The organism is Candidatus Caccoplasma merdavium, assembly GCA_018715595.1.
Lineage (GTDB): Bacteria > Bacteroidota > Bacteroidia > Bacteroidales > UBA11471 > Caccoplasma > Caccoplasma merdavium.
This window is the reverse complement of sequence record DVLI01000008.1, coordinates 47,733-72,848: the sequence shown is the minus strand read 5'-3', so window position 1 is coordinate 72,848 and position 25,116 is coordinate 47,733. Positions and strand designations below refer to the sequence as shown.

The 25,116-nt window shown below is 54.0% G+C and carries 19 protein-coding genes and 3 tRNA genes; 10 read left to right on the top strand and 12 right to left on the bottom strand.

Annotated elements, in window-relative coordinates; genetic code table 11:
- Positions 1-8: 8 nt before the first annotated feature.
- The gene (locus IAD09_02530; protein ID HIT81105.1) at positions 9-647 is read left to right on the top strand and encodes a hypothetical protein; all 639 of its coding nucleotides are present in this window, start codon (positions 9-11) and stop codon (positions 645-647) included.
- Positions 648-698: 51 nt separating this feature from the next.
- Here the strand turns inward: IAD09_02530 and IAD09_02525 are convergent, their stop codons facing one another.
- From IAD09_02525 to IAD09_02500, 6 genes are all read right to left on the bottom strand, one after another.
- A complete protein-coding gene (locus IAD09_02525) occupies positions 699-1,067 on the bottom strand; it encodes a GtrA family protein (GenBank protein HIT81104.1) in 369 nt (122 codons plus the stop codon).
- Between the two features lie 3 nt (positions 1,068-1,070).
- On the bottom strand, positions 1,071-2,801 hold the full coding sequence (locus IAD09_02520; protein HIT81103.1) for a glycosyltransferase family 39 protein: 1,731 nt from the start codon (positions 2,799-2,801) through the stop codon (positions 1,071-1,073).
- 13 nt (positions 2,802-2,814) lie between these two features.
- Positions 2,815-3,576: a TIGR00159 family protein gene (locus IAD09_02515; protein ID HIT81102.1), complete on the bottom strand. Its 762-nt coding sequence runs from the start codon at positions 3,574-3,576 to the stop codon at positions 2,815-2,817.
- 2 nt (positions 3,577-3,578) lie between these two features.
- A complete protein-coding gene (folP, locus tag IAD09_02510; GenBank protein ID HIT81101.1) occupies positions 3,579-4,439 on the bottom strand; it encodes a dihydropteroate synthase in 861 nt (286 codons plus the stop codon).
- Between the two features lie 103 nt (positions 4,440-4,542).
- Entirely contained in the window at positions 4,543-4,821 is a 279-nt protein-coding gene (locus tag IAD09_02505) for a hypothetical protein (protein ID HIT81100.1), read from the bottom strand.
- A gap of 8 nt (positions 4,822-4,829) precedes the next feature.
- Positions 4,830-6,176 (bottom strand): sodium-dependent transporter, encoded by a 1,347-nt coding sequence (locus IAD09_02500; protein ID HIT81099.1) that lies wholly within the window; start codon positions 6,174-6,176, stop codon positions 4,830-4,832.
- A 152-nt stretch (positions 6,177-6,328) separates the two neighbouring features.
- Between IAD09_02500 and IAD09_02495 the strand changes: the two genes are divergently transcribed.
- The gene (locus tag IAD09_02495; protein ID HIT81098.1) at positions 6,329-6,754 is read left to right on the top strand and encodes a VanZ family protein; all 426 of its coding nucleotides are present in this window, start codon (positions 6,329-6,331) and stop codon (positions 6,752-6,754) included.
- Between the two features lie 16 nt (positions 6,755-6,770).
- On the opposite strand, the gene IAD09_02490 is transcribed toward IAD09_02495, so the two are convergent.
- Both IAD09_02490 and IAD09_02485 read right to left on the bottom strand, forming a co-directional pair.
- Positions 6,771-7,223, bottom strand: a complete 453-nt coding sequence (locus IAD09_02490) for a MerR family transcriptional regulator (protein HIT81097.1) — start codon at positions 7,221-7,223, stop codon at positions 6,771-6,773.
- 16 nt (positions 7,224-7,239) lie between these two features.
- The gene (locus tag IAD09_02485; GenBank protein HIT81096.1) at positions 7,240-8,211 is read right to left on the bottom strand and encodes a M23 family metallopeptidase; all 972 of its coding nucleotides are present in this window, start codon (positions 8,209-8,211) and stop codon (positions 7,240-7,242) included.
- 169 nt (positions 8,212-8,380) lie between these two features.
- On the opposite strand from IAD09_02485, the gene alaS reads away from it, so the two are divergent.
- Positions 8,381-11,005 carry an alanine--tRNA ligase gene (gene alaS, locus IAD09_02480; GenBank protein HIT81095.1) on the top strand — a complete coding sequence of 875 codons (2,625 nt, stop codon included), beginning with the start codon at positions 8,381-8,383 and terminating at the stop codon, positions 11,003-11,005.
- A gap of 180 nt (positions 11,006-11,185) precedes the next feature.
- Here the strand turns inward: alaS and purB are convergent, their stop codons facing one another.
- Complete coding sequence (gene purB / locus IAD09_02475; GenBank protein HIT81094.1) at positions 11,186-12,532, bottom strand: adenylosuccinate lyase; 1,347 nt, start codon at positions 12,530-12,532, stop codon at positions 11,186-11,188.
- Positions 12,533-12,690: 158 nt separating this feature from the next.
- On the opposite strand from purB, the gene IAD09_02470 reads away from it, so the two are divergent.
- The 5 genes from IAD09_02470 to IAD09_02450 all read left to right on the top strand — a co-directional run bounded on the left by IAD09_02470 (position 12,691) and on the right by IAD09_02450 (position 14,926).
- A tRNA-Val gene (locus IAD09_02470) sits at positions 12,691-12,765 on the top strand.
- 108 nt (positions 12,766-12,873) lie between these two features.
- Positions 12,874-12,948: transfer RNA gene (locus IAD09_02465), tRNA-Val, on the top strand.
- A gap of 50 nt (positions 12,949-12,998) precedes the next feature.
- Positions 12,999-13,073, top strand: a tRNA-Val gene (locus IAD09_02460).
- A gap of 343 nt (positions 13,074-13,416) precedes the next feature.
- A complete protein-coding gene (locus IAD09_02455) occupies positions 13,417-13,872 on the top strand; it encodes a hypothetical protein (protein HIT81093.1) in 456 nt (151 codons plus the stop codon).
- A gap of 103 nt (positions 13,873-13,975) precedes the next feature.
- Positions 13,976-14,926 (top strand): nitronate monooxygenase, encoded by a 951-nt coding sequence (locus tag IAD09_02450; protein HIT81092.1) that lies wholly within the window; start codon positions 13,976-13,978, stop codon positions 14,924-14,926.
- 6 nt (positions 14,927-14,932) lie between these two features.
- On the opposite strand, the gene IAD09_02445 is transcribed toward IAD09_02450, so the two are convergent.
- The 3 genes from IAD09_02445 to IAD09_02435 all read right to left on the bottom strand — a co-directional run bounded on the left by IAD09_02445 (position 14,933) and on the right by IAD09_02435 (position 18,254).
- On the bottom strand, positions 14,933-16,393 hold the full coding sequence (locus IAD09_02445; GenBank protein ID HIT81091.1) for an ATP-binding cassette domain-containing protein: 1,461 nt from the start codon (positions 16,391-16,393) through the stop codon (positions 14,933-14,935).
- Between the two features lie 113 nt (positions 16,394-16,506).
- On the bottom strand, positions 16,507-17,658 hold the full coding sequence (locus IAD09_02440; protein HIT81090.1) for a serine hydrolase: 1,152 nt from the start codon (positions 17,656-17,658) through the stop codon (positions 16,507-16,509).
- A gap of 389 nt (positions 17,659-18,047) precedes the next feature.
- The gene (locus tag IAD09_02435) at positions 18,048-18,254 is read right to left on the bottom strand and encodes a hypothetical protein (GenBank protein ID HIT81089.1); all 207 of its coding nucleotides are present in this window, start codon (positions 18,252-18,254) and stop codon (positions 18,048-18,050) included.
- 31 nt (positions 18,255-18,285) lie between these two features.
- Between IAD09_02435 and IAD09_02430 the strand changes: the two genes are divergently transcribed.
- Both IAD09_02430 and IAD09_02425 read left to right on the top strand, forming a co-directional pair.
- Positions 18,286-22,518, top strand: coding sequence for a response regulator (locus IAD09_02430; protein HIT81088.1), 4,233 nt, complete (start codon positions 18,286-18,288; stop codon positions 22,516-22,518).
- A gap of 461 nt (positions 22,519-22,979) precedes the next feature.
- A complete protein-coding gene (locus IAD09_02425) occupies positions 22,980-25,079 on the top strand; it encodes a pectate lyase (GenBank protein HIT81087.1) in 2,100 nt (699 codons plus the stop codon).
- Positions 25,080-25,116 lie beyond the last annotated feature (37 nt).

The window sequence follows — 25,116 nt, the reverse complement described above, 5'->3', positions numbered from 1 at the left end:
GTGTCGCCATGCGCCTGTTTGTTGTTTTTGGACTGATTCTGTCGCTCTCTTTTGCCGGGGAGGCGATGGCGGGGCGTCGTTCTCCTCAGAAAAAGAAGACGCCGCTGCCTCGTGTCGAGTATGTGGGGGTGGTCTCGCCCGACTCGTCGAAGATGTTTTTGCTCCGTGATTTCCCTTCGGCGTTGTCGCAATCCGAGTCGTTGTTCACTTCGCTCGAAGAGAGTGTGTTTATCTCGCCCGATTCCCTGTCGTCCTATCCGTCCCGCTGCCGTTATTTGGCTTATGTCAAAGTCAATGGGCACACTTATGGGTATCCCGGGCCTGTCAAGGGTGAAGAGGAGTTGCAACTGGTCATGTTGACTTTGTTCCCGGTGATTCCGCCACAGGCATATATGAAAAGCTCCTACACGACACCACCCTTGCAACTCTCGGTCGATTACACGCTTTGCCTTTACGATACGCAGCGTCGCATGACGCTGGTGATGCACCCTTTCCTTTTTGAGGTGGAACAGACGAAGAAAGAGCGGCGGGCGGTGCAAATCATGCAACCCGAGGGGGTGAAAATTGACTATCCGCTGGTCGATAAATTGCAGGCCGCCTTGGTGGCTGAGTTTGAAACCCTGCTTCAAGACTTGGGCGTCCGATAACCGGCGCCTCTCCTATTCCCTGCCTGACCCTGTTCCCCGGGGGCTTCCCTTTTAGAAATTGAAGAAGTAATTCATAAAGAAGTTCCAGAACGTGACAATGCCGATGGCCAACAGCTTCGAAAAGTAGAAGTTGAGTTTCAGCCGGTCGTTGAAAAGGTATATGGCGGCATTGTTGATGAGGAGCCCCATGACCGATATGCCGATAAAGCGGGCATATTGCCAGGCGATTTCGGGGTCGTGGCTTTCAAAGGTCCAGATGCGGTTCAGGAGGTAGTTGCTCGTGGCGGCGCATATAAAGCCGATGGAGTTGGCCACATATTTGTTGATGTGGCACACCTCCTTGAAGAACCATGTCAGACCGAAATCGACAAAAACGCCCGACCCGCCGACAATGCAGAATTTGATGAATTGAAAAAACATGGCTTACTTCCCGGATAGAATCTCGATGCGGTGACGGGGTGAGTTGTACCAGAATCCCAGTGGCGCCCGGCTTATGGCAAACCCCATGTCATAACCGCTCTCGGGCAGGTCGGCCGGTATGCCGGCTTTGATGCGGGTCATGAGGGTGATGGTCTCGTCGGGGTTGCTGGGCGGAAGGGTGAGGTGCAGGTCTATCGGGACGGCTCTTCTCAGTTTCTTGTCGGCGAGCAGCAGGAGCAGTTGGGTGTTGTCTTCGCCGATGGTGAGCGTGTCGGGATAGGGGTTGGTAAACCCGAGTATGCAGGTGAGGGTGTCGCCGGCCTCGGTTTCATCGGGCATCAACTTTTCGTTGTAGTAAATGTCGACGAGGCGCACCGGTTTGAAATCGGGCAGCACGGTGTAGATGAATTTCTGACCGTTGGCCAGGTTTACGTCGTTCATGCCGGCCGGAGTGGCTTGCTTCTCTTTGATGAGGGTGCCCCAAAGAACCTCTTTCCCGGCGGCTTGCGTGTCATCGTCGCGGAATTGCCACTGGCTGGTGCGGTAGTAGAAGTCGGGCTGGCAGAAGGCTTTGCCTCCCGTGTAGAAGAGGTATTTGGAGGCGACGGCGTAACTGCCGCCGAAGATGACCGGCCGACCGTCTGCGACCTCGGCTATGGCCTCGAACGAAGGCCGGTTGTCGAAAATCTCAAAACGTATGCCCAGCGGGTTGACAACCATTTCGATGCGCATCAGCAAAGCCAAGAACAGGGTGACCCACCCGGCCGTCATGGCGTAGCGGAAGACGCGTCGTGAGGCGTATTCCCGCAGGTAGTAAAAGAGTATGTAGATGAGCCCGAACGAGGCAATGATGAGCCATTGCGGTTGTACGCGGCCTTTCAGGGTCGAGAAGGTGAAGAAGATAAAGAAGAGTATCGGCAGGAAGATGAGGCTTCGCTCGGTGGCATTGCGCGGTCTCACCCGTCGCCAGGCCATGAAGTAGAGCGGGAAGAAAAGCGGGTTGAATACGGCAATCGTGTTGAGCAGGTGCTCGGTGATGTTCGACCATGCGAAAGAACCGTTGCGGTCGTGCAGATGGTAACTCAGCGAGGGCCAGTCGTGTGCCTGTTGCCACCACAGGTGGGGGGCGATGAGCATGAGGGCGAAGATGCCGCTCAGGTAGAGGCGCGGACGGGTGAACAGCCGCGGGTGGGTGAGCAGCGTGAAGAGCACGAGCAGGGCTCCGTGGTATTTGCTGTATGCCATCAGGGCCATGGAGAGGCCGAGCAACAGCATGTTCAGGACCGACTCGTCTTCGGTGAAGCGCTTGTAACAGAGCAGGAAGAGCGCGGCCGTCATCATGAGCGGCACGTCGGGGACGGCGAGGAATCCGTAGAGTTGGAGTATGGGCAGTGCGGCCGAAACGACCAGGAATATGGTGGCGTCGCGGCGGTGCGGGTTACGGGGACGAATGATGCACCAGAGAATCCACAGGTAGAGGGGTTGCAGCAGGGTGAAGAAGATGCGCACGCCCAATTCTCCGCCGATGAAACTTCCCAGCCAGATGAGCAGTGCCGTCATGGGCGGGTGGTCGAAATACCCCCAGTCGAGGTTTTGGGCAAACATGTAGTAGTAGGCTTCGTCATGGGCCAACTCGGTGAATGCCGCTTGCAGCAGGTTGAATATCCACCAGATAAATAGTCCGACAGCCACTCGCTTGTCGACCACTGTTTGTATGTAGGAGCGGTTTTTCATGGTCTTGTGGGGGTTATGCGGTTGTGAGAATCTGTTCCAGTTCCTTGGTCGAGAGGCGCAGTTTGAATTTCCCGTTCATGGCCACCGATATGTTGCCGGTCTCTTCCGAGACGACGACAACGATGGCGTCGGTCTCTTGCGAGATACCCAGGGCGGCGCGGTGCCGCAGACCCAGTGATTTGGGTATGTCGAGGTTGTGCGAGACGGGAAGTATGCAGCCGGCTGCGCGTATGCGGTTGTCGGCGATAATCATGGCGCCGTCGTGCAACGGGCTGTTTTTGAAGAAGATGTTCTCGATGAGGCGGGGATTGACATCGGCATTGATGATGTCGCCCGTCTGTTCGTAGGCGGTGAGGGGCATGTCGCGCTTGATGACGATGAGGGCGCCTACTTTCCCTTTCGACAGGCTGATGCAGGCATACACCACCGGAGCGATGTAGTCGCGTGTTTCGTCTTTGACCTTGTTGGGCCTGAAAAAGTGGAACAGGAAGCGCCATCGCTTGTGCGACCCCAGCTCCACGAGGAACTGCCTGATTTCGTCGTGGAAGAGTATGACCAGAATGATGACGCCGACGCTGATGAGCTTGTCCATGATGGCGCCCATGAGTTTCATGTCGAGAATGCGGGTGACGACCACCCACACGCCGATGAAGATGAGGACGCCGGTGAAGATATTTATCGACCCCGACTCTTTCATGAGGCGATACAGGCTGTATAGCAGCGTCGCGACAATCAGAATGTCGAGTATGTCTTTGATTCCGAAATGAGCAAACATGGTTATGCCGATAATGTTTTGGTTACGATTTGGGTGGTCTCGACGGCTTCGCGCACGTCGTGTACTCTCAGTATGCGGGCGCCGCCCAGCAAAGCAAGAGTATGCAGCACGGTGGTGCCGTTGAGGCTCTCTTCGGGAGTGGTGCCCAGCAGACGGTATATCATCGACTTGCGCGAGACGCCTGCGAGCAGGGGCTTTCCCAGGGGGAGGAACTCGTGCAGCCGTTGCAACAGCAGATAGTTGTCGTCGAGGGTTTTGCCGAATCCGAAGCCCGGGTCGAGAATGATGTCGCTTGCACCGAGTTGGTGCAGGCGGTCGATGCGGCGGGCAAAGTAGTCGGTGATCTCGGCCATGAGGTGCTCGTAGCGCGGAGCCTGCTGCATGGTTTGCGGGGATCCTTGCATGTGGGTTAGGATATAGGGCACATGCAGCGATGCCACGGTTTCGAACATGGCCGGGTCGAGCTCTCCGCCCGAGATGTCGTTGATAATCTGCACCCCGTATTGTTCGACGCTGCGACGGGCTATGTCGGCCCGGTAAGTGTCGACCGACAGAACGGCGTCGGGGTAAAGCCGGCGTATGGCGGCAAGGGCGATGTCGAGCCGTTGCCACTCCTCTTCGGCCGTGGGCCCGGTCGCGCCCGGACGGGTCGAACAGGCTCCGACGTCGATGATGTCGCCCCCTTCCTCGATGATGGCTTGCGCCCGGCGGGTGATGGCCTCTTTGTCGACATGGCAGCGGCTGCCGGCAAAGAAGGAGTCGGGAGTTGCATTGAGTATGCCCATGACCCGCGGACGGTCGAGCGGGAGGAGCCGGCCTCCGATGTTGAGGGTGTATGTTGTTGGGGGGACAGGTTGTGTCATCACTTCGGGCGGTTGCATATATTTTCTCGACGAAGATACTTCTTTTTCATCGAAAAAAAACTATTCTGTCACGGTTAATTTTTGCACGATGGCCGGGTGGGGGTCATTCGAGGTCTTTTTCCATCTCGATGGGTTGCAACTTTTGTTGCCGGGGCCGGTAGGTTTTCTCCGGTTTCTTTGTGTCACCGGGTTTTGAGAGTTGCTTTTCAAAGGCGGGAATCTCCTCTTGAATCCAGGTGGTGTCGCAGAAACCCGTCTCGGGGTTCCTCTGCATGTGGCGGCGGACCAGAAGCGTGGCCGCGATGGCGATGAGCAGTACGATGACGGCCCACCGTTCACCGCGGGAGAAATGCCATAGCCGTTGTCGGTCGTCGAGGTTCATGGCGGTGGTCAGAGCACATGCAGCCCCGAGAGGAAGATGAGAAATATCGACACCGGTGCCACAAACCGCAGGCAGAAAAGCAGGGGCATGTGGTACCAGCGGGCTTTTTCACTGCCGTTGTAGAGCTCGCGTATCACAAACTTTTGGTCGATTTTCCACCCTACGAATATCGAGATGAAGAGTCCGCCGGCCGGTAGGAGAATGTTCGACGAGAGGAAGTCGCAGAAGTCGAATATCGTGAGACCGAAGAGCCGAATGTCGTTGAGCACGCCGAACGAGAGTGAACAAAGACTGGCCAGTATGATGTAGATGCCCGTCATGATGGCTGTCGCCTTATGGCGCGAATAGCCCCGGGCGTCTTGCAGGAAGGCAATCGACACTTCGCTCAGGGAGATGGTCGATGTGAGTGCGGCCAGCGATACGAGAACGAAGAAGAGCGACGACCACAGCCAGCCCAGTTGCATTTGAGCGAAGAGGTTGGGCAGGGTGATGAATATGAGCTCGGGACCTTGCGAGGAACTGATGCCGAACGTGAATACCGTGGGGAAGATGATGATGCCGGCGAGTATGGCCACCAGCGTGTCGAACGTGGCCACCGTCCCGGCCACGCGTGCCAGGCGGGTCTCCTTGGAATAGTACGAGGCGTAGGTGATGAGTATGCCCATGCCCACGCTCATCGAGAAGAAGGCTTGCCCCATGGCCCGTAACACGACATTGGGGGTGATTTTGGAGAAATCGGGCATGAACAGGAAGCGCATGCCTTCGGAGAATCCCGGCAGGAATATCGAACGTATGCAAAAGATGATGAGTATGAGGAAAAGCAGGGGCATGAGTATGTTGGCCGCTTTTTCGATGCCGCTGTTTACGCCGCGCATGAGAATGAAATGGTTGATGAGAATGAAGAGAATGACCCATACGAGCGGTTTGAGCGGCGAGGAGATAAACTGGTTGAACTCATCGGCATAGGCTTCGGCCGACTGGGTTACCATGCCTCCCGGGGTGAGCGACTGTATGACATATTCGAGCGTCCACCCCGAAATGACGAAGTAGAACCCGACGATGATGACCGGCGCCGAAATGCAGATGTAGCCGATGATTTTCCACCACGAACCGGGAGCCAGCTTCTTGAAGGCATGGGAGGCATTGGTGCGCGAACCCCGCCCGATGACAAACTCGGCAATCATCACGGGCATGGCCAGTACCAGCACGCAGATGATGTAGATGAGTATGAATGCGGCACCGCCGTTTTGCCCCGTTTCGTAGGGAAACCGCCAAATGTTCCCCAGCCCTATCGACGAACCGGCCGTGGCGGCAATGACGCCCAATTTTGTGCTGAATGAAGCTCTCTGTCCCATGATTTGCTTAGGTTTTGTTTGTTGTCGTTTGAAAAATAATTACAAATGTAATATCTTTTCAGGAAAAAACTATCATTTGTTATTTATCTTCTTCGCTATTTCTTTTTGTCTTGAAAATCGTATCTTTGTCGCGACACCTGAATCTTGAAACAATGCATTTGAAACTTTTGTTGAAAAAATATCTTTTTACTCTCTTGGTCATTGCCGCCATTCTGTATCTCTCCCTGGCCAAGACAACGCCCGATGCCGATATGCCGAAGATTCCTTATGCCGATAAGATCGTGCACGGGCTCATGTATTTCGGTGTGATGTTGGCGTTTTATTTCGACCTTTGGCGGCAAGGCTTGCAAGTCGTTGCGTTGAAGCGCAGGTCGTTGGTGGGGGCATTGGCTTTCGCTTTGTTTGGAGGCGTGGTCGAGTTGTTGCAGATGTATTGCACCACCTACCGCTCGGGCGATTGGTGGGACTGGGTTGCCGATATTTTTGGGGTCGTTCTCGGCGTGTGGCTGGGGCATTATATAGTGCCTTGGGTCTCCAAATGGTTGCCGAGATGGCTTGTGGGGAATGGCCGGCGTTGATTTCCGGGGGCACCGGTTATTCGTCGAAAAGGGTGGCCTCTCCTTCGGGCTTGCTGCCGGGTTGCGGAGCGTCGGGAGGGGTGTCTCCCGAGGGCGTCGCCGAGGAAGCCCTGTCGGTGACGCGCGGCTGGTCGAGTTCCCGGCGAATGGCCACCAGTTCGGCACGAATGGCTTGTAACCGCGAGAGTACCTCATAGCGCATTTGAGTCTCTCCGTTTTTTCTTTTCAATCGTTCCTTGGCGCCGCTCAGGGTGAGCCGTTGCTCTTTGAGCAGGTGGTAAATCAGCCCGATATTGTGCACGTCTTGCGGCGTGTATGAGCGTATTTTCCGTTGATTGTCCGACCGCTTGGGCGCAATGATGTCGAACTCTTTTTCCCAAAAGCGCAAGGTCGACTCGTTGATGCCGTAGTGTTGTGCCACTTCGGTGATGGAATAGAACATTTTCGGGGGAAGCTCTTGCTTTGCCATGATGCCGTGTCGCTCATTAATCCATTACCAGACCGCTGTTTTCGGCGATTTGTATCATGAGGTCGTAGTCTTCGGGCGAGAGGTCGAAGAAGTAATAATTGATGGGATTCTGGTGCTTCCCTTTGTAAATGACCTCATAGTGCAGGTGCGGGCCGGTCGATTTCCCGGTGCTGCCCACTTTGGCGATGACCTCTCCGCGGACGACCTTTTTCCCTTTTCGGGTGTCGATTTTGCTCAGGTGTCCGTAGAGGGTGCGGTAGTTATATCCGTGGTCGATGATGACGGTGTTGCCGTAGCCTTGTTTCCAGCCAGTGAAGACGACCGTGCCGTTGGCGGTCGAGTAGACCGGGGTTCCGGTGTTGGCCGAGAAATCCATGCCGGCATGGAATTTGCGGGTGTGGTAGATGGGGTCGATGCGCCAGCCATAGCCCGAGGCCGTGCGTTTCAGATCTTTGTTGGAGATGGGTTGTATGGCCGGCATGCGGCTGATGCGGTCGTCGTTTTTCTTGACCATCTCCATCACCTCATTGAATGAGGTGCTCTGCACATAGAGTTGCCGGCGCAAAAGGTCGAGTTTCTTGGTCGATGAGATGATGAGGTCGGCATTGGGGAGGCTTTGCAACTCGCGGTAGTGCGAGTCGTTGTCGATGCCGGCATTGCGGGCTTCACTGCCGATGGGGTTGGCCTGCATCACGATGCGGTAGAGGTTGTCGTCGCGCTGTTGCACGTCGCTCATCACTTCCAGGGCTTCGTCGAGCCGGTGGGAAAGAATGCGGTATTGGGTGGCCATCTGCTCGTTGTCGGCACGCAGCTTTTTCTCGCGCGGGGATTCGAAGAAATGGTAAAAGAGCAGGAAGATGCCCACCCCGAAAAGCAGGCTTGCCAGCAGGTATTTGCATACCGACCAAATGCGAGCGCCCAACGAGGGGTAGATGCGTTCGTAAGAGAGCGTGCTGGGGTTATATTTATAGAAAACTTTCCTCGCCATAAACAGGTGCCGTGCCATTCTTTGCCGGTTATCCGCTTCCGATGTCGCAAAAACAGATGAAACCGCGATTTTTTGCCTGCAATGTCCGCAAAAATAATATTTTTGGGCTATTTTTGCAAGCGCAAAAGGTAAAAACCTCTTTTCTTTTGAATATTTAATAACGAACGATATGCTTACTGCTAAGGAAATTCGAGAGTCCTTCAAGGACTTTTTCGCATCGAAACACCATCAGATTGTGCCCTCGGCCCCGATGGTGATCAAGGACGACCCCACATTGATGTTTACCAATGCGGGCATGAACCAGTTCAAAGACATCATATTGGGCAATGTCCCGGCCAAATATCACCGCGTGGCCGACTCCCAGAAGTGCTTGCGCGTGAGTGGCAAGCACAACGACCTCGAAGAGGTGGGGTTGGACACCTACCACCACACCATGTTTGAGATGTTGGGGAACTGGTCGTTTGGCGACTACTTCAAGAAGGAGGCCATCGACTGGGCCTGGGAATATCTCGTCGACGTGCTGAAAATCGATGCCGGCCGCCTCTATGCCACCGTCTTTGAAGGCTATGCCCCCGAAGGTCTCGAACGCGACAACGAAGCGGCGTCGTATTGGGAAAAGCATCTCCCCGTCTCGCATATCATCAACGGTAACCGTCATGACAATTTCTGGGAGATGGGCGATACGGGACCCTGCGGCCCTTGCTCGGAGATACACATCGACCTGCGCAGCGATGCCGAACGCGCTGCCGTCGACGGCCTTACGCTCGTCAACCAGAGCCACCCGCAGGTCATCGAAATCTGGAACCTCGTCTTTATGCAATACAACCGCAAGGCCGACGGCTCACTCGAACCGCTGCCCGCCAAGGTCATCGATACCGGCATGGGCTTTGAGCGGCTCTGCATGGCCTTGCAGGGAAAAACGTCGAACTACGATACCGACGTGTTCCAACCCCTGATTCAGGCCATCGGCCGTTTGGCCGGCCGCAACTACGGCGACGATGCCCATTGCGATGTTGCCATGCGTGTCATTGCCGACCATGTGCGCACCATCTCCTTCTCCATCACCGACGGGCAGTTGCCCTCCAATGCCAAGGCCGGTTATGTGATACGCCGCATCTTGCGTCGTGCCGTGCGCTACGGCTATACCTTCCTCGGATTCCAACAGCCGTTTATCTATAAGTTGTTGCCCACGCTCATCGACACGATGGGCGACGCCTATCCCGAGCTTGTGGCCCAAAAGAACTTGATAGAGAAAGTTATCAAGGAAGAAGAAGAGGCTTTCCTCCGCACGCTGGCCACCGGCATGCGTTTGCTCGACAAGGTGATGGCCGATGTCCGGGCTGCGGGAAAGGAGTGTGTTAGCGGTGACGATGCCTTTGTGCTTTATGACACCTATGGCTTCCCGCTCGACCTGACCGAATTGATTCTCAAAGAAAACCATCTCACCGTCGACATCGACGGCTTCAACGTGCGCATGCAGGAACAGAAAGAGCGTGCCCGCAACGCCGCCTCCGTGGAGACCGGTGACTGGGTCGTCCTGCGCGAAGGGGAACCTCAGTTTGTGGGATATGACCTTCTCTCTTGCGATACCGAAATTTTGCGTTACCGCAAAATCCGTCAGAAAAACAAGGACTACTACCAACTGGTACTTTCGGTGACCCCGTTCTATGCCGAGATGGGCGGACAGGTGGGCGATACGGGAACCCTTACCTCCGAGAGCGGGGAGAAGGTTGCCGTCGTGACGACCAAACGCGAGAACAACCTGGCCGTGCACATCGTGGAACAACTTCCCTCCGAGGTGTCGGCTGCATTCCATGCCGAGGTCAATGCGGCCAACCGTTTGGCGACGGCATGCAATCACACCGCAACCCACCTCCTGCATGAGGCTTTGCGGGAGGTGCTGGGTTCGCATGTCGAGCAGAAAGGTTCTTATGTCTCGCCCCAGTCGCTGCGCTTTGATTTCTCCCACTTCCAGAAACTGACCAAAGAGGAGCTGCGCGAGGTTGAGCGCCGCGCCAACCAGAAAGTGCGGGCCTGCTTGCCCCTTGACGAGCATCGTTCGATGCCCCTTGCCGAGGCCAAGGCCATGGGGGCCATGGCTCTCTTCGGAGAGAAATATGGCGAAGAGGTACGCGTCATACGTTACGGCTCGTCGATAGAACTTTGTGGAGGTACCCATGTGGCCAATACGGGACAAATCGGTATGATACATATCCTGTCGGAGAGTTCTACGGCTGCGGGCATTCGACGTATCGAGGCCATAACAGCCGAAGGTTCGGAGAAGCATTTTGAGTCGGTCATTGACATCATGGAGCTGGTGCGCAACATGTTCAACAACGTGCCCGACATCATTTCGGCCATTCGTCGCACCGTCGATGAAAACAGTGAGTTGAAGAAACATGCCGAAGAATTTGCCCGTAAACGCGTTGCCGAAATCAAGGATCGCCTGTTGCGTGAGGCTCATCTCGAAAATGGTATTCATGTGATTGCCTTGAAGGTGGCCATGGAGGCCGAAGTGGTGAAGAACCTCGCTTTCCAGATTCGTGCCGAAAAGATGGAGCGTATGCTCTTTGTCGCCGGTACGGTCGATGTGGCCAACAAGCCGCTTCTTACCGTGGCGCTGAGCGATGATCTTGTTGAGGCGGGATTCAATGCCTCGCAGCTGGTGCGCAATGCGGCCAAGCACATACAGGGCGGCGGTGGAGGCCAACCCTATTTCGCACAAGCCGGTGGCAAGAATGCCGAAGGCATACCTGTTGCGGTTGACGAGATTGTCTCTACCGTGACGAAGTGAGAATGAACACCCTTTTATAATATTGAGCGCCGCCCCGCAATTTATCGCGGGGCGGCGCTTTTTTTGTGCTGCGGGGAGCGCTCATCTTTCATGACTGGGCGGGGTGTCGGAGCTGTGAGGTGACAAAAAACAGCAGGAAGGAGACTCCCTGCTGTTTTTCTGAAACGGTTCGTCGGAGGGTTAAAAGCCCGTGTAGTTGTGCGGGGTAATGGCGCGCAACTCTTCTTTCACGGCTTCGCTCACATTGAGTGTCTCGATGAAATCGTGAATGGCTTTCTCGTCGACCACGTTGTTGGTGCGGGTCAGGGCTTTCAGGGCTTCGTAGGGTTTGGGATAACCTTCGCGGCGGAGAATCGTCTGTATGCCTTCGGCGCAGACGTTCCACATCTTGTCGAGGTCGTTGTAGATGGCATTCTCGTTGAGCAAGAGTTTGCCGAGACCTTTCATGGTGCTTTGGAAGGCGATGAGGATATGGCCCATGGGCACGCCGACGTTGCGCAGCACGGTCGAGTCGGTCAAGTCGCGTTGCAGCCGGGAGACGGGCAGTTTCGTGGCCAGGTGTTCGAGAATGGCGTTGGCAAGGCCGAGGTTGCCTTCGGAATTTTCAAAGTCGATGGGGTTGACCTTGTGGGGCATGGCGCTCGACCCTACCTCTCCGGCTTTGATTTTTTGTTTGAAGTATTCCATCGAGATGTATTGCCAGAAGTCGCGGTCGAGGTCGATGAGAATCGTGTTGATGCGGCGCAGTCCGTCGAAGAGGGCGGCCAGATTGTCGTAGTTCGAGATTTGGGTGGTCCACATTTCCCGTTCGATGCCCAGTTTTTCCGAGAGGAATGTCTTGGCAAAAGCGGGCCAGTCGTAGCCGGGATAGGCAAAGCGGTGGGCGTTGAAGTTGCCCGTGGCGCCGCCGAATTTACCGCTGATGGGGGTGGCTTTCAGCAGTTTGACCTGCTGTTCGAGCCGGTAGACGAAAACCATCATCTCTTTGCCCAGGCGGGTGGGTGATGCCGGTTGTCCGTGGGTCTTGGCCAGCATGGGAATCTCTTTCCACGCTTCGGCGTATGCGCGGCATTGGGCGATGAGCTCGTCGAGCATCGGGTAGTAGACCTGGTCGAGTGCCTCTTTGATGGAGAGGGGTACCGAGGTGTTGTTGATGTCTTGCGAGGTGAGCCCGAAGTGGATAAACTCCTTGTAGGCTTCGAGGCCGCCCAGTGCGTCGAATTTTTCTTTGATGAAGTATTCGACGGCTTTCACGTCGTGGTTGGTCACGCTCTCGATTTCTTTCACACGGGCGGCGTCGGCCGGCGTGAAATCCTTATATATGGCGCGGAGGGCGTCGAAACGGTCGTGGCTCAATGATTGGAGCTGCGGAAGCGGAAGTTCGCACAAGGCGATGAAATATTCGATTTCGACGCGCACCCGGTAGCGAATGAGCGCAAATTCCGAAAAGTATTCCGAGAGAACTGCGGTTTTGCCGTGATAGCGCCCGTCGATAGGCGAGACGGCTGTAAGCGAAGACAATTCCATGTTTTTTGAGTTTTTTGCTTGATTGTGAAAAACAAAGGTACAATATCTGCTCGTTTCTCCCAAAGATTTATCGTTTTTTGAAGAAAAAAAGCGATTTTGTTTTGTCAGAAGAAAATTTCTTGTACCTTTGCATCGCTTTAAAAAAGCAAAACTCTTTCGGGTGCTTAGCTCAGCTGGTTCAGAGCATCTGCCTTACAAGCAGAGGGTCGGGGGTTCGAATCCCTCAGCACCCACTCCGATACCCACTTCTGAGGTGCGGGTGTAGGATTCCGGGGTCGTAAAGGCCGAGGAACACGTTTCGAGAGAGAAACCGAGTTTTTTGAAATCATATTTTTTTGAAAGGGTGCTTAGCTCAGCTGGTTCAGAGCATCTGCCTTACAAGCAGAGGGTCGGGGGTTCGAATCCCTCAGCACCCACTCCTTTCAAAAAATATCCATATTTCCCTATCCCTTCGGGGATATTATCCGGGTGCTTAGCTCAGCTGGTTCAGAGCATCTGCCTTACAAGCAGAGGGTCGGGGGTTCGAATCCCTCAGCACCCACTTCCCGATACAAAGCGGCTTGCCACATGGCAAGCCGCTTTTGTTTCTTTTGCTCTTTTTGCGATGTCCTTTCCCCGCTCGACGGGGAATCCACAGGCTTAGCCGTTTGCTCGTCATTTTTTTTCTTGGGTTCCGGGGCTGTTCCGGCGTGACGGACGTGTGTAAGGGTTTTCCTCTGTTCTTTTATATAATGCATGTCCCGGCATGCCCCAACCCGAAAACTTTGCTTCCCTTTTTTGTCCCGACTCTTATCTTTTGCTATATTTGTCATCGGGAGGACGTCGCAGTTGTGAAAGCAATGCCAGACAGACACTTCCTCTGTTTCTCTACAATTTTTTCAGTTATGAAGAAAAGTTCGCTCGTGTGGTCATTCTTGTTGCTGCTGGTGGTGGCATTGGGATTCTATTTTTGGCGGAGCCATCGCGCCACCGAACAGCCTTCGGCGACGGACGTGCCCATCGCCCCGCCGGCGACGGCCGATGAGCCGACCGAGGAAAGTTGGTTCCGTTATGCTCTGGCCGATACGTTGTATCAGCGTCATCATTATGCCTATTTTTGCTTTGTCTCGGCCTATTTCGAAGGAGATGTGTCGGCTTTTGCCGAGGCGAATGATTCCACCCTGTTCCTCGCTCCCGAGGTTGCCCTGACGCGTTTCCCGGCATTGGTGCATGCGGTGCCGCTCGCCGAAAATACCGTCGTGTCGATGATTCCCGCCGGTTCGCGCATGGCCGTGTACCGGGTCGACAGTGTGGCGCCGGGCACCCGTTCTTTGCGTTACAAGCTGCGGCGCGGTTTCTGACGGTGATTCGGGCTCTCCCGACCGCCCCCCCTCATCAAGAACCCGCCGGCTCCCTCGCTTGTTCTTGATGAAGAGAATTTCAGACCGAATAAAAAATCTTCTTATGGCAAATCGTGTATGTGAATTGTTTGGCATTCGCTATCCTGTCGTGCAGGGTGGCATGGTGTGGTGCAGCGGCTGGCGCCTGGCTTCGGCGGTGAGCAATGCCGGCGGCCTGGGATTGCTCGGTGCGGGGTCGATGCACCCCGACACGTTGCGCGAGCATATTGTGAAATGTAAGGCGGCAACCGACCTACCCTTCGGCGTGAACGTCCCGCTCATGTATCCCGAAATGGACCGGCTGATGCAGATTTTGGTCGACGAAGGGGTAAAGATCGTGTTTACTTCGGCCGGGAATCCGGCGCTTTATACCGATTTTCTCCATCGTCACGGTATTCTCGTGGCGCATGTCGTGTCGTCTACCCGTTTTGCGAAGAAGTGCGAGCAGGCCGGTGTCGATGCCGTCGTGGCCGAAGGCTTCGAGGCCGGTGGCCATAACGGCCGGGAGGAGACTTCGACGATGTGTCTGGTCCCGGCTGTGCGCAAAACTGTTTCGCTGCCTCTTCTGGCGGCGGGAGGGATTGCCTCGGGCGAGGCCATGGCGGCCGCGATGATGTTGGGTGCCGAAGGTGTGCAGGTGGGCACTCGTTTTGCCCTCTCTTGCGAAAGCTCTGCCCACGATGATTTCAAGACACGTTGCTTGGGACTGCCCGAAGGAGATACATTGCTGACACTGAAAAGTTTATCACCTACAAGATTGGTTAAAAACGATTTCTTTTACAGCGTAGATGAGGCTCAAAAGAGGGGCGCTTCGGCCGATGAGTTGCGGGTACTCTTGGGGAAAGGTCGTGCCAAGAAAGGAATGTTCGAGGGCGACTTGCAGGCCGGGGAGCTGGAAATCGGGCAAGCCGCTTCGATGCTTTCCGCTATCCAGCCGGCCGGAGAAATTGTTTCGGAGCTGGTCGCGACCTGTCGTTCGCTTTTGCAAAACGCCGGAGAAAAAGCCTTGTTTTGATTCCGATTAGTCGTTCCTTTTGAGTATCAATGTCTTGTCGATGCACCGCGGGAGTTCCTCGGGGTAGTGCGTGACGTAGATGACGGTTTTGCCCGGTCGTGCGGCAAAGGCTTCGATGATGGCGCGAGCCCGTTCTTTATTGAGAATGTCGAGTCCGTGGAGCGGTTCGTCGAGAATGAGCAGGTCGGGGTCTTTCACCATGGCGCGGGCGAGAAGCAGCATGCGTTGTTCGCCCGACGAGAGTTTCACAAACGAACGGTCGCGCAGCCTTTCCACGCCGAATGTCTGCAACCAGCCCGCGCACGACTCGACCTGTCCCGGGGAAAGCCGGCGGAAAAGACCTATCGTGTCGTAGTAGCCCGAGGCCACGATTTCGGCGGCGGGAATGTCTTTGAGGTAGGAGCGGTGTATCTCGGGCGAGACGTAGCCGATGTGGCGTTTGATGTCCCAAATGCTTTCGCCGGTCCCTCGCTTGTGGTCGAAGAGGGTGATGTTTTGCGAGTAGGCTTGGGGATTGTCGGCGCAGACCAGGCTCAACAATGTCGATTTTCCCGCTCCGTTAGGTCCAGATAATGACCACTTTTCCCCGTTTTTAACAGTCCAACTGAGCCGGTCGATAATGGTGCGGTTGCCGTAACGGATAGAGACATTCTCGAAGCGTACGATTTCCTGTGCCGTGCACGATTGCCCTTCGGCGGGTGGGAGAGTGGGCAATACGACGTTGCGGTTATTTATCTCGGCGCGGCGGGCAGTGAGTGTTTCGTGGGTGCGGTATTCCTGCAAGGTGCGTTTGGGAAGGCACTCCATGGCCTCGACTTCGTAGACGTGGGTGATGAACGGGGGTATGTCTTGCGGGGCGGTCACCACGAGGATTATCTGCACCGAAGCCTCTTCGATGAGACGTTGCAGGAGGTCTACCAGTAATTGGCGCGACGGGGCGTCGAGGCCGATGAAGGGACTTTCGAGAATGAGAACCTTGGGGGCAGAGAGCAGGAGGCGGGCGATGTGCATTTTGCGCAACTCACCCGACGAGAGCATGATGATGGGTTTGTCGAGCATGCCCTCGATGCCCAGCAGGGTATAGAGGTGCGTTTTCCATTGCGGGTTGTCGCATTTCTCTCGACTCAGAACCTCTCTCACGCAGGGGCCTTGGTCGCTGTCTTGCGAGTTCCAGCGCTGCTGGTAATAGTAGTCGGCCGTTGCCGTGCCGTAGGCATCGTTGAAGGTGACGTAGCGTATGTTTTCGGAATTGTAGGTGTGGGCATCGGGCCCGAAGTCGAAAGCCAACTTGCCTTTTCGCAGGAAAAGTTGGCCTGTAATGGTCTGTATGAGTGTGCTTTTTCCGCTTCCGTTCAGTCCGATGACGGCTATGTGTTCCCCCTCTTGCAACTCAAAGTTTATGGGGGTTGCAAAGCGGCGGTTTATGTCACCTGCCACTCCGTCGCTCAAAGATATGATTTTGCGCATGTCTGTCGTTCTTCTCTTTTTCGGTTGCAAAAGTAGTTGTTATGGACGGAAAATGTTTCTCTCCGTCCGACTTTGTTTGGAAAAAGTATGAAAACGAAAGAAAAGCACCCTCTCTATCCTTCCCGGGCATCGAGGATTTTCGTGGCCAGTGCGAAGTATCGGAACAGGTCTTCTTGATGCGGCCCGACATAGACGTCGGTCGATTTGTGCCCCATGCGCACGAAGATGGCTTCCCGCTCGGGTATCACGACGATGTACTGCCCATACATTCCCCGCATGTAAGGATAGTTTTTTCCGTCGATGTCCACAATCCAGAATTGAAATCCGTAATAGTCGAGAGGACCGTTGTCCCACTGGTTGCGCAGGTATGAGGCGGGTGTTATGGCTTCGCGCATGTAGTCGGGCGGGACGAGTTGCCGCCCGTGCCAGTTCCCTCCGTTGAGCATCAGGTGCCCGAACCGGGCTGCGTCGCGGGCGGTGGTGTGGAAACAGCAGAAGGCTTTTTCGTTGCCCTCTTTTCGGTCGAGCAGCCAATAGGCATCGTGCTCGGCTTGGAGCGGCCGCCACAATTTCTCTTCGGCGTAGTCGCTCAGCGTTTTTCCGGTGGCGGCTTCGAGGGCGAAGGCCAGGACTTGCGTCTCGCCGCTGCGGTAGGTGTATTGCCGACCCGGTTGTCCCGTAACGTCGAGTTCGGTAACCAGGCGGTAGAGGTCGTCGCCGTAATATCCTTTTGTGGTCATGGAGAAGAGCGAGGTGTAGCTCTCGTCCCAGCTCAGCGAGGCACTCATGGTGAGCAGGTTCCGCAGGGTGACTTCTTTTCGGCGCCCTTCGTTATATGCGGGCAGATATTTGCCCACGGGGTCGTCGAGGCTCTTTATGCGGCCTTCGCCGCACGCTATGCCGGTGAGGAGGCTTACGATGCTTTTGGTGGCGGAGAAGATGTTCGAGGTGAGGGTGTCGCACCCGTCGTTGCGGTAGTTCTCAAACAGAATGCTGTCGTGCTGGAAGACCAGAAATGCCGTGGTCTCCATCGTGTCGAGGTAGGCGGCTTCGGTGGTCGAGAGGCGGTAGTGGTTGTAGTCGGCCGTCGATGGCCATGCCCGGCTGCTGTCGGGGGCGTGCACGATGTGTTTGTCGAAGCGGTCGAGGTCATAGATGTCGGGGTAGAGGTGCAGCAGGGCTTGGCGGGCGTAGTAGGGCAGGCACAGGTAGATGACGAGAAGGAGTGCCGCAAGGGCCAAGATGATTTTTAGACTTCTTTTCATGGCGTGTGATTGATGCTCATAAAGATAGGAAAAACATTTGAGATTGTCGGCCTGTGCGGTTCGTTTTGTCGGTCATGTCATGGAAATGTGCCCGCCGAAAAAATGAAAAAGGCTCCCAAACGCCTTCGGGTAGCCTTTTTCGCGAAAGTATACATGAAAAGAAAATTTCAAGAGATGCCGGTCTCGCTCATCGTGCCCTTTTGGCGGGCGGCCCAGTTCCGAGGGCAGTGGACGGGGCGTCTGGTGCCTTTCTGCCTGTCGTCACTTGTCCGTTATTCGCGAGATGGCCTGTGTCGTTGTTGCCGGCTCTTGTTTTTGTCTTGGAGCTTCATACAACTTGAACTATGCAAATAAAATAAGAAAAAAAATCAAAGAAGTGTATTATTCTGCTAAATGAGTGCATTATTCGGGAATTTGAAGAGCCTGTTTTCGTTTTTGGGGCGAGAAAGGGAGAATTTTTGGTCAAACAGGTGTCTTTTTTTGCATTTTTTCAGCAACGTGTCATCTGTTTGGGGATTATCGCTATATTTGTAAGACATAGGATCGGGCTGGGTGTGACCGACAGAGAAGGTATCCTCCTTTCCTTTGGCTTCCATGCGAATATTTCTCAGTAAAGATAATACCACGATGAAACACTTTTTTACCCTGTTTGTTCTCTTGTTGATGGCTGCGGGGGTGTCGGCACAGGCATCTCATGAGTGCCGTTTGTCGGTGTATACGGTGCACGACGGCCTTTCGCAGGGTCGTGTGACCTCTCTTGCCCAAGACCATGACGGTGTGTTATGGATTGCTACTTGGGACGGCCTCAACCGTTTTGACGGTTACAAATTTACCTGCTACAAGGCGATGCCCGGAAATCATGAACCGTTGCTTCAAAATCGTTTCGACAATATCGTTATTAATAATGAAAACGATATTTGGTGCATAGGCAGGGATCGTTTTTATCTTTTTCGCACGGGAACGCAGCGTTTTGTCGATGTGCATTCGATGTTGGAAGACAAGTTCAACCGTCGTGTCCTGGCCGATAAGATAGAGGTGCTTAAAAATGGATTTACCTGGCTTGTCGACGAAGATGGTACGCTCTTTCGCGTCGAAGACAAAAACATTGACAATATTGAGATTTTCGAACCTTTGCGTCCCGGACGCCGTCGCATATATGATGTGCGTCTTGATTCCCGGGGGAATGAGTGGCTGTTGACCGATCAAGGTGTAATCGTAAATGGAGATATTTCTTTCAAAAGCAAGCGTTCGTATAAAAGTTGCATTGAACGGCATGGCTCGATTTGGCTGGGAACACCCGGAGGGGAATTGGCCGTTTACCGTCTCGAAACAGGAGAATTGTCGTTTATCGAGGATATGCCCGAGGAGGTTCAAAATCTCAACCGCATGTCTCCCATCAATGATTCGACCCTTTTGATGCAGACCGATGCCGGCGTTGTTTTCGTGGATGTGAATGCTTGCCGGACAGAACTGGTAAAACTTCCCAACGGGGCAGGGGTCTCTTATTGTTACAACAGCGGCAATTCGCGTTGCTGTCTCATAACGCATGACCGTAAACTTTATCGTCTCGACATGAGGACCCGACGGGTCGACCCGATTGCTTTGCCCGACAGGACTCCAAATTGGTCTTCGGCCGATGTGTCAAGTCCGCGTTTTTTCAAGAATAAGCAGGGCGACCTTTTCTTTTTCATGCGGGAGAGCGGCTTGTTCAGGGTCGACCTCGACCATTTGACGATGCGCCCTTATGAAGTGGGCAGGTTTCTTTCTCCCTCGGTGCGGACCATTTTCCAGGATCGCCAGAAAAATGTGTGGGTAGGGTGTAACGTGGGGTTGCATAAGTTGCAATTTGGCAACGGCGAGGTGGAGCCGCACCCCGGCTATATGAAAAAAGAGATACGTTGCCTTTTCTCCGACTCGCGCGACCGCATGTGGGTTGCTTCCCGGCAGGGCGAAGTTGAGATATGGGAGGGCGACAAGCGCCTTGGCTACCTCGCTCCCGACGGCCGTATTGCAGGACAGCCGGTATCATTCGGTGTCGGGGTTTATGCCATATATGAAGATCATGCGCACAATTTGTGGCTCGGCACTCGAGGTAAAGGACTTTATCGCCTGCGCTACCGTTCGCCGGGAAAATATGACATTACCGGACATTACATGAAAGATGCCCGGGACGTGTATGGCATAAGCGGTGATGCCGTCTATGCGATTTTGCAGGATTACAAAGGGCGTCTTTGGGTGGCCTGTTACGATTCGGGGCTGAACCTGGTGGAGAATCCTCTTGCCGATACGTTGACATTTTTGCATGCCGACAACCGTTTGGGCTCACAGTCCCGAAATATACCCGAGCAGGTGCGTTGCTTGGCGGAGACCTCCGATAGTGTGATTTTGGTCGGTACCACCCGGGGGTTTTATACGTTCGATGAGAATTTTTCTTCGCCCGAGGATATAATCTTTTATTACAGCGAGCGACAAAAAGATGATGCCAACAGCTTGGGAAGCAATGATATAATGGGTATTGAGGTGACCCGTGGCGGAGATATTTATTTGGCGGTTTTCGGGGGTGGCCTGAACAAGGTGATGACCAAGAACCTGTTGTCGGACCATATCCCCTTCCGTCCTTATATGAAACGCAATGGCGCCTATTCTGATGTGGCCATTAACCTCATCGAAGACCGTGCGGGTTATCTTTGGGTGCAGACCGAGCGGGGACTCATGCGTTTTGACCCACGCAAGGAAAATTTCGAGAACGTGGGCTACGATATGTTGCCACGTTATGCCACACTTTCTGAAAACAAACCGTTGATTGACGATGGCGGCCGTTTGCTCGTGCCCACCAGCCTGGGGGTATATGTCGTTACGCCCGAAAAACTCGATGCCAACCGCTATGTGCCCGCCATTGTCTTCGGGGAAGGTGCCGATTCGGTGCAGTTGAAGCCCGAGGAGCGAACGCTCTCGGTGCCTTTTGCCGCGGTCGATTTCTCTTCGACCCTGCCGGTGCGTTATGCCTACAAGTTGCAGGGGGTCGATGACGAGTGGACGATAACGCAGGAAAATCTGACGGCCAATTATGTGAATTTGCCGGCGGGTACCTTCTATTTGCGTGTGAAGTCGACCAACCGCAGCGGCAAATGGGTCGATAACGAACGCGTGTTGCCCATCACCCGGGAGCCGCTCTTCTCCGAGACCCCTTGGGCGCTGGCCCTCTACCTTTTGCTGGCCGTTGCTTTTGTCGCTGTCGTCGTGTTTATCTATCTGCACATCTATAAGTTGCGCTATAAGCTGACTCTCGAACACCGCCTCACCGAGGCCAAACTCCGCTTCTTTACCGATATTTCGCACGAGTTGCGCACGCCCCTTACCCTTATCGAGGGTCCCTTGTCGGAGGTGCTTGCCGACGAAAAGTTGCCCGAGGAAGACCGGGAATACCTCACCGTGGTGCAGACCAATGCGCACCGCATGCTCAATTTGATCAACCAAATACTCGATTTCAGGAAGATACAAAATGAGAAGATGCGTCTTCTCGTCGAAAAACTCAACGTGAGGGAGTCGTTGGAGACCATCATGGAAAACTTTGAGAATATGGCGCGCATGAACCGAATCGATTTCCGTCTCGAAATGGGAGAGGGTGAGGTCTATGTGTGGGCCGACCGCGATAAGTTTGAGAAGATATTCATCAACATCATATCCAACGCCTTCAAGTACACTCCGCAGGGCAAATCCATCGTCGTGCGTGTGACCAGCGGCGACAACCGGGTGTCGATTGCCGTTGAAGACCAGGGCGTGGGCATACAGCCATCGAAAATCGCCAATCTGTTCCAGCGTTTCGATACGATATTGCAGAACAATATCTACTTGCAATCGACGGGTATTGGACTTTCGTTGGTGAAACAGCTGGTCGATTTGCACCATGCAGCTATCGACGTGCGGAGCGAAGAGGGGAAAGGCAGCACGTTTGAGGTGACCTTCCCCACCGGCAAATCCCACCTCGAAGACGATGAGCGCACGGAGTTCCTCATGAACGACGATATGGAGTCTGATGACGCTTCCCCGTCGGACGAGGCCGAAGAGCCCGAGGGCGACGACCGTTTTTCGGTGCTTGTGGTCGAGGATAACAACGATTTGCGCTCTTTCTTGCGTAACTGCCTTACACGCAGTTACAACGTTTACACGGCGGCCAACGGCGAGGAGGGGTGGCAGATGACCCTCGAATATATGCCCGATTTGGTGATTACCGACCTCATGATGCCCGTGGTCGACGGTTTTGAGTTGGCCGGGCGCATCAAGGGTAATCCTACGACATGCCACATTCCCATTGTCGTGCTTACGGCCAAGAATACCCTCGATGACCGCATACGGGGCGCCAACAGCGGCATATCGGAGTATATGGTCAAGCCGTTCAGCACGCAGTTGCTCAAAGCCCGGGTGGCGATGATTCTGCAACAACAGCAAATCATGCGGGAGAAATATATGGAGAGCATCGAGCAAAAATCGGCCGGAGAGGTCGATTATCAACCGACCGAGCTCTCTATCATGCCGGCCGATGAGCAATTTATGCAACAGTTGATGGCTTATATCGAGGCCAATATCGAGAATCCCGATTTGAGTGTCGACGACTTGGCCCACGAGATGGCTCTCAGCCGCAGTGTCTTTTTCAGGAAAATCAAGGCACTTGTCGGCTATTCGCCCATCAATTTCCTGCAAGTGATACGCATCAAACGGGCCATACAACTCATGCAGACCAGGAATTTCTCGGTTGCCGAGGTCGCCTATAAGGTGGGCTATACCGACCCCAAATATTTTAGTCGCAGCTTCAAGAAGATAACCGGCAAATCGCCCTCGACATATTTGCGAGAGGAATAGCCTTGCGGTCTGTGACCTCTTTGTCCCTGGGGAGGAGATGGTGGTTGTGTCCATCGGATATTCCGCGCGCGCAATCATCATCTCCTCCGCTATTCTGCCCGTGTGTTTTTTGTTTTTGCGCCTGTCCGAAAAAGGGTGGTGGGGGTAAATGAGCACACCTTTTTGTGACATTTCAGAAAAAGGCGGGGCGTGTTGTCGATTGAGCTGAAAAAAAAGATGCGAATTTTCTGTGGAGGGCTGTCAAAAAAAATAGGATTAATAGCAATCTTAAAATATTTTTTGCTATATTTGCCTATTGAAGGAGGCTGTGTGTGCGATTGTTTCACCCTTATTATTAAGGCAAAAAAGCCACTTTGGGAATACAATAGAAGCCGTCAGGAGAAAAAGTACACCTGTTTGGGCAAAAAATCCTCTCGATTTTGATGGAGGATTAAGAAATTTGCCACGATAAAAAGAATGCCATGAAAAAAACGCTACTCTTCATTCTCTGTTTCTGTTCGGCTTTGACCATGGGTAGAGCCGAGGATCTTCCGGCATTTCCCGGAGCCGAAGGCTATGGCCGATATGTGACCGGCGGTCGCGGTGGAGCCGTGTACCATGTGACAAATTTGAACGACAGTGGCGAAGGTTCACTGCGCTGGGCTCTTTCTCAAACCGGAATTCGAACCATTGTTTTTGATGTTTCAGGAACAATCTTTTTGGAATCACCTCTTGCCATTACGCAAGGCAATGTGACCGTGGCAGGACAGACGGCCCCCGGCGACGGTATCTGTGTAGCCGGTTATCCCTTTACCATCAGTGCCAATAACGTTATTATCCGGTTCCTCCGTTTCCGCCTCGGAAATGAGAACGTGGCCAATCATGAAGGTGACGGTTTGGGGGGAATGGATCGTTCGAATATCATTGTCGACCACTGTTCCATCAGTTGGAGCATCGACGAGTGCTGCTCGATTTATGGTAATGAAAATGCCACGGTGCAGTGGTGTATCATTTCGCAAAGCCTCCGCAATTCAGGCCATAGCAAGGGAGCCCACGGCTACGGTGGAAACTGGGGCGGCAAAGGAGCCTCCTATCACCACAACCTGTTGTGCCACCACGAAAGCCGCACACCGCGCCTCGGCCCGCGCCCGGGTACGCAGACGGAGGAATTGCTCGACATGCGCAACAATGTCATTTACAACTGGGCCGGTAACGGTTGCTACGGAGGTGAAGGCATGGACGTGAATATTTACAACAACTATTATAAGCCCGGTCCCGCCACACGCAAAAAAGGGGGGGCGGTCACTTATCGCATTGCCGCTATTGGCATTCGCACCCTTGAATATTGCACCAATCCCGATGGGTCATACAACGGTTGGTATCCGATGTTGCACCATTGGGGACAGTTCTATGTCGACGGCAATGTCATGGAGGGGAATGCCGAAGTGACGGCCGACAACTGGACCAAAGGTATTTATGCCCAAATCTCCAACTCGGGTAACGACAATACCTTTACTTCTGTGACCAAAGACACGATGCGCCTCGACGCTCCGCTCAAATTTTATGCGACGACCACTCATACCGCCGAAGTGGCCTATGAAAAAGTGCTTCAATATGCAGGTGCATGCTACTCTCGTGATGCCCACGACTCTATTATGGTAGCCGATGTGCGGGAGAACAAAGCTACCTTTACCAGTGGCTCCAATCTGCCGGGAATTATCGACTCGCAAGACGACTGTCAGTATGCCGATGGTACTACGGGTTGGCCCGAGTTGGAATCGACCCCGGCGCCCCTTGACAGCGACGGTGACGGCATGCCCGACGATTGGGAACGGGCTCATGGCCTCGACCCGAACAATCCCGATGACCGCAACGATACCGATGTCGAGGGATATACCATGCTCGAATTGTATATCAACGGCTTGGTAGCCGATATTATGGAGGGTTGTACCTCCGATGGCGAGTTGCTGGGCGAGATTAAGGATTCGGAGAATATCGTCGGCTCGTATGACGTGGTTTTTTCCTCGACGACCTATACCGAGAATGACGCCTCCGGAAACTGGGTGTTCAACAACGGTTTTTCCATCTCTTCGGGAAAAGGATATGCCACGGGAAATGCCACGGCTATCAAATATTCGAGAAATGTCGATTTTACAATAAATATTCCCACGGGGAAGCAGGTGACGGCTTTCAAAGTCGAAGCCTATACCAATTATGACGATGCCGCAGGTTACCTGTCTGAGTTGAACGGGGTTACCTATCCTCCGTCGCAATATGCCTTTCCGTTGAAATCGGCAGGAGGCACCGCGACCCATACGATTCCTTTTGACGAGCCGGTTACGGGGACGCTCCCGTTTCGCTTTTCGGGTAACCAGGTAGGAGCCATCATTACGCTTTCGGTGGAGAATGTTACCAGCTCTGTCGCCGAGGAGTATGTGCAATCCGATCCCGACCGCTTGGTCGATGTCTACAATACGGTAGGTATCCTCATTCTCAAACAGGTGCCGTATAGTGAGCTGTTTGGCAAGTTGCCGCGGGGACACTACATTCTCAGCAATCGGGAATCGCTCATCATACAGTAAGATTACACCGCCGTTTCGTTCGTCGGAATTCCGGCGG